This window comes from Fibrobacter sp. UBA2449, from assembly GCF_002342555.1.
GTDB lineage: Bacteria > Fibrobacterota > Fibrobacteria > Fibrobacterales > Fibrobacteraceae > Fibrobacter.
Genome location: NZ_DDQF01000005.1, coordinates 257,770 through 262,268 on the forward strand (window position 1 = coordinate 257,770; position 4,499 = coordinate 262,268).

The 4,499-nt window shown below is 55.7% G+C and carries 5 protein-coding genes; all 5 read right to left on the bottom strand.

All coding sequences use genetic code 11. The features are described 5' to 3' along the window. Positions 1 to 593: GDP-mannose 4,6-dehydratase (locus B4B27_RS02685; RefSeq protein WP_290723406.1), on the bottom strand; the 593-nt coding region annotated here is incomplete at its 3' end. Between the two features lie 18 nt (positions 594 to 611). Beyond that, positions 612 to 1,457: a type III pantothenate kinase gene (locus B4B27_RS02690; protein WP_173382271.1), complete on the bottom strand. Its 846-nt coding sequence runs from the start codon at positions 1,455 to 1,457 to the stop codon at positions 612 to 614. A 15-nt stretch (positions 1,458 to 1,472) separates the two neighbouring features. Then, a complete protein-coding gene (gene nadC, locus B4B27_RS02695; protein ID WP_173382272.1) occupies positions 1,473 to 2,336 on the bottom strand; it encodes a carboxylating nicotinate-nucleotide diphosphorylase in 864 nt (287 codons plus the stop codon). After that, the gene (locus B4B27_RS02700) at positions 2,336 to 3,787 is read right to left on the bottom strand and encodes a sugar transferase (RefSeq protein ID WP_173382273.1); all 1,452 of its coding nucleotides are present in this window, start codon (positions 3,785 to 3,787) and stop codon (positions 2,336 to 2,338) included. Before B4B27_RS02700 ends, nadC begins: the two co-directional genes overlap by 1 nt. Positions 3,788 to 3,830: 43 nt before the next feature. Beyond that, the coding region (locus tag B4B27_RS02705) for an ACT domain-containing protein (RefSeq protein WP_290723411.1) at positions 3,831 to 4,499 on the bottom strand (669 nt) is incomplete at its 5' end.

A 4,499-nucleotide genomic window follows, 5' to 3' on the forward strand; every position in this document is an offset into this window, starting at 1 on the left:
TCTTCGCCCTTGAGCGCCTGCACAATAAAGTTTGACACCACGCGACCATCGTTCATAAGCATGCGCGGGCCATATGTATTGAAAATACGCACGATGCGGATGTCCACGTTATTTTGTCTGTGGTAATCCATGAACAAGGTTTCGGCAACGCGCTTGCCTTCGTCATAGCAGCTGCGGATACCGATGGGGTTCACGTTGCCCCAGTAGTCTTCGGTCTGCGGGTGCACCGCCGGGTCGCCGTAGACTTCGCTGGTAGAGGCCTGCAGAATACGCGCCTTCACGCGCTTCGCCATGCCAAGCATATTGATAGCGCCCATCACGCTCGTCTTGATGGTCTTTACCGGGTTGAACTGGTAATGAATGGGGCTCGCGGGGCACGCGAGATTAAAGATGCGGTCCACTTCCAGCAAAATCGGTTCCGTCACGTCGTGGCGAATGAGCTCGAAGTTCCGGTTATCGCGCAGGTGAGCGACATTCACCATACGGCCCGTGAAATAGTTGTCAAGGCAAATCACCTCGTGCCCGTCGTCCAGCAGACGTTCGCACAAGTGACTTCCCAGGAATCCTGCACCACCGGTAACTAAGCAACGCATAGGGACCTCTCTTTAAAATTACTCGTCGGAGTCTCGCTCCAGTTCTGCGGCGGAATTGCCATGGAGCGCCACCAGGCGCACACCGTTCAGGGTCAGGTACGGGTCGTAGGTATCAATCACCTTGCTGTGCCCCATCACCATGCGGCCCCAGCCACCCGTCGCAAACACGGGAACCTTCTTCTTGCCCATTTCGTCCTTGATCTTTGCCACCAAGGTTTCAAGTTCCGCCATAAAACCGTACAGAAGACCCGCGCGGATGGCATCGTCGGTATTGTTTGCAATCACGTGTTCCGGCCACTCGATGCTTACCGGCAACAGGCGTGCCGCCTTCTCGGTCAAAACGTCGAGGCTTGCGCTAATGCCCGGAATAATTATACCGCCAGCGAAGCCGCCGTCCTTCATCACGTCAAATGTCGTTGCCGTGCCCATATCCACCACGATGGCATCCTTGTAGCCACGGTCACGAAGCGCAATAATATTACACAAGCGGTCGGCACCGAGCGACGCCGGGTTCGGGTAGGCAATCGGGCAACCGAGGCAGTTCCTGGAACTCACCACCTGCACCGGGCGCTTGAGGAGCGTCTGCAGGGCCTTGATCCAGGGGCGCTCATGCGCGGGCACCACCGTCGAGAGGCCCACATGCGTAATCTCCGTCGGCTTGATTTTCGAAAAGCGCACAAGTCCGCCAATGCGGTTCATCACCTCGTCGCTCGTCGTTTCCTTGCGGGTAGTAAGCCTCCAGTGGTCCACCACCTTGTCGCCCTTGAAAATACCCAAAACCGTGTGGGAGTTGCCCACATCCACGACGAAGCTAAAAGTTTCGCGATTCGACTTCCGTACAGTTTTATCCAAATTCTTTTTCATGCGCAAATCAAAAAACTAGATTCGCATCGAGATGTCGAGAGCCTTCACGCTATGCGTTAGCGCACCGACAGAGATGTAATCGAGGCCGAGTGTCGCGATTTCCTTCGCGCGTTCGAGCGTCATGTTGCCCGAGCCTTCCACCAGGCACTTGTCTCCGCTTTCCTTGATAATCTTCAGGGCCTCGGCCATCATCTCGTTGCTCATGTTGTCAAGCATGATGACGTCTACGCCCTTGTTCAAAAGAGCGCGCAGCTGGTCGAAGTTTTCCACTTCCATCTCGACCATCAGGCCCTGCGTGTTGTTCTTCTTCACCACTTCGAGTGCTTCGAGAACGCCACCTGCAGCAGCGATGTGGTTGTCCTTCACCAGCACCATGTCAAAGAGGCCCATGCGGTGGTTGGAACCGCCCCCCACGCGAACGGCATACTTCTGCAGCGTGCGGAATCCGGGAACCGTCTTGCGGGTATCGAGCACCTTCGTCTTGCCGCCCTTCAGGGCTTCCTGGAAGGTATGCGCGACCGTCGCAACGCCGGAAAGCTGCTGGATAAAGTTCAGGAGCGTACGCTCGCCCGTCAAGAGTTCATGCGTCGTGCCGTCCATTTCGGCAATCAGGTCGCCTTTCTTCACCACGTCGCCATCTTTCTTGTGGAGCGTCACCTTCACGTTCGCCTTCAGTTCCTGGAACACGAGTTCAATGACCGGGAGGCCTGCAAGCACACCGTCTTCTTTGGCTATCAGGCGGGCATGCTGCTTCTGGTCGGCAGGAATGGTCCATTCGCTCGTCACGTCGCCCGTGCGCACGTCTTCGGCAAGCGCGAGGCGAATCATCGTGAGAGCATCATTAACTGGGAATACCGGAGTGGAATTGTCTCCGTACATTATTGCGCTCCTTTACCGGTCAAGACAACGTAAACAGTACGCACCAATATCTGGAAATCCAGAAGCAGGCTCATGTTCTCGTAATAATACATGTCGTACTTCAGTTTTATCTGGACATCTTCGATGCTCGTATCGTAATGGTGACGCACCTGCGCCCAGCCCGTAAGGCCCGGCTTCATCTTGAGGCGGCTGATGTAGAACGGAATCTGTTCGCGAAGCTTGCTGATAAACACGGCACGTTCAGGGCGCGGGCCCACCATGCTCATGTCACCCTTCAAAACACAAAGAATCTGCGGCAGTTCGTCGATGCGGGTCTTGCGCAGGAACTTACCCACCTTCGTAATGCGCGGGTCATCCTTCGTTGCCCACTGGGCGCCGAACTTTTCGGCATCGGTACGCATGGTGCGGAACTTGTAGACCGTAAAGGGCTTGCCATACAGGCCGATGCGTTCCTGCGAATAGAAAACGGGGCCGTGGTCCTCGAGCTTGATGGCGATAGCCGCAAGCAGACAGACCGGCAAAGAGCATATCCCAAGGAACGCTCCGAACAGCACATCGATAATGCGCTTCACCCGCACCTGCCAGGGCGGCATCGTAAATGCAAAAAGTTCCTGAAGTTCGAAACCATGGACCAAGTTCGCCTTGAACTGGCCATTCACCACGGGATAGAGTCCCGGTACAATATAAATATGAAGTTGAAGTTCGCAAATCCAGACGAGGACGCGCATAATCTCCTGCGGAGAAGAACTCTCATGCGCAATCACAATCCCATCCACACGGTGCTTTTTCACAAGCGCAGGGAGATCGGCATACTTGCCGAGTACGGGGAACCCGGCAAATTCATGATCCATCACCTGGTACCTTTCATCGACGAAGCCCACCACGCGCTGTCCAAAAGCCGGCGTGTTCTTGAGATCCTCGGCAATCTTCTTGCCCGCATCGGTAGCGCCAAGCACGAGGATGTTATTCGCGCCGTAGCCCAAACGAAGCAAGCCGCGCAGGCAGAAGTAAATGAACATGCGGAATCCGGCAACAAGCACCATGGCGAGGCCGCCGTAGATAAAAATCCACGGGAAGCGCGATCCGTACAAGTAGCCCTCGTTCAACGGCTGGTTGGCAAAGATCTTGCCTACAAACTCCGTTCCGAAAAGGCTGATGATAATAAGAACAACGCCTATCACCACCGCCCGCAACACGCGCAGAATCTGGTGCGTCCGCGACATCAGGAGCCATGAACGATAAAGCCCTGCGCAGGTAAACAAGACGAGCCATGCCACGTTCAGGATCAACCCCATGTTGGCGTAATCCGAGAAAAGCTTGGACGGGTCGTACTTGTCGGCAATCCAGCCGCTATGGAACTGGACCCAGAAAGCCAGCACAAAGCATATCGAAAGCGCCACGAAATCCGAAAGGATAACGAGAATGCGTTCCAATGTCGCAGCGCGTATCATAGCTATATCAAACTACAAAAATTGCAGTCCAGAAAGCCATCCGTTACGCGAGGAAGCGGATAACCTGGCTCTTTTCGACGATTTCGGGCAGAGCGTCGATGGCGTCCACCGCCTTCGAGGCCTTGCAGTCTAAGGTCTTTTCGGTGATGACCACGATGGAAACCTTGCCCGGGTCCTTCACGTTCTTCTGGATAATGGTTTCAATGGAAATGTTATTTTCGGCGAGGATGCTGGTAATCTTCGCGAGCACGCCGCAGGCGTCACGGGAAGTGAAGCGCAGGTAGTAGCGGGCGCTCGTCTCGGAAATAGGCACGAGAGTCGCGGAATTGTCGACGTTGAACCAGCCCATGGGGAGCGCCTTGCGGCTGCCCTGGTCCACGGAGCGGGCCAAGGAAACGAGGTCGGCTACCACGGCAGAGGCGGTCGGGAGGCGGCCTGCACCGGCACCCGTCTGGACGGTCTCGCCCAGGTTGTCGCACTTCAGGTACACTGCATTGATGACACCGTTCACGTTCGAGAGCAGGTTCTCGTTAGAAACGAAGCACGGATGCACGCGGGCGTCCACGCGGTCGCCGTCGCGGTGGTAGATGCCGAGGAGCTTCACGCAGCAGCCAAGTTCCTTGGCGAATGCGATATCCTGGGCGGTAATTTTCGAAATACCCGTCACATGAATCTTTTCGAAGTCCACGCGCTTGCCGCTGCAGAGGCTAGC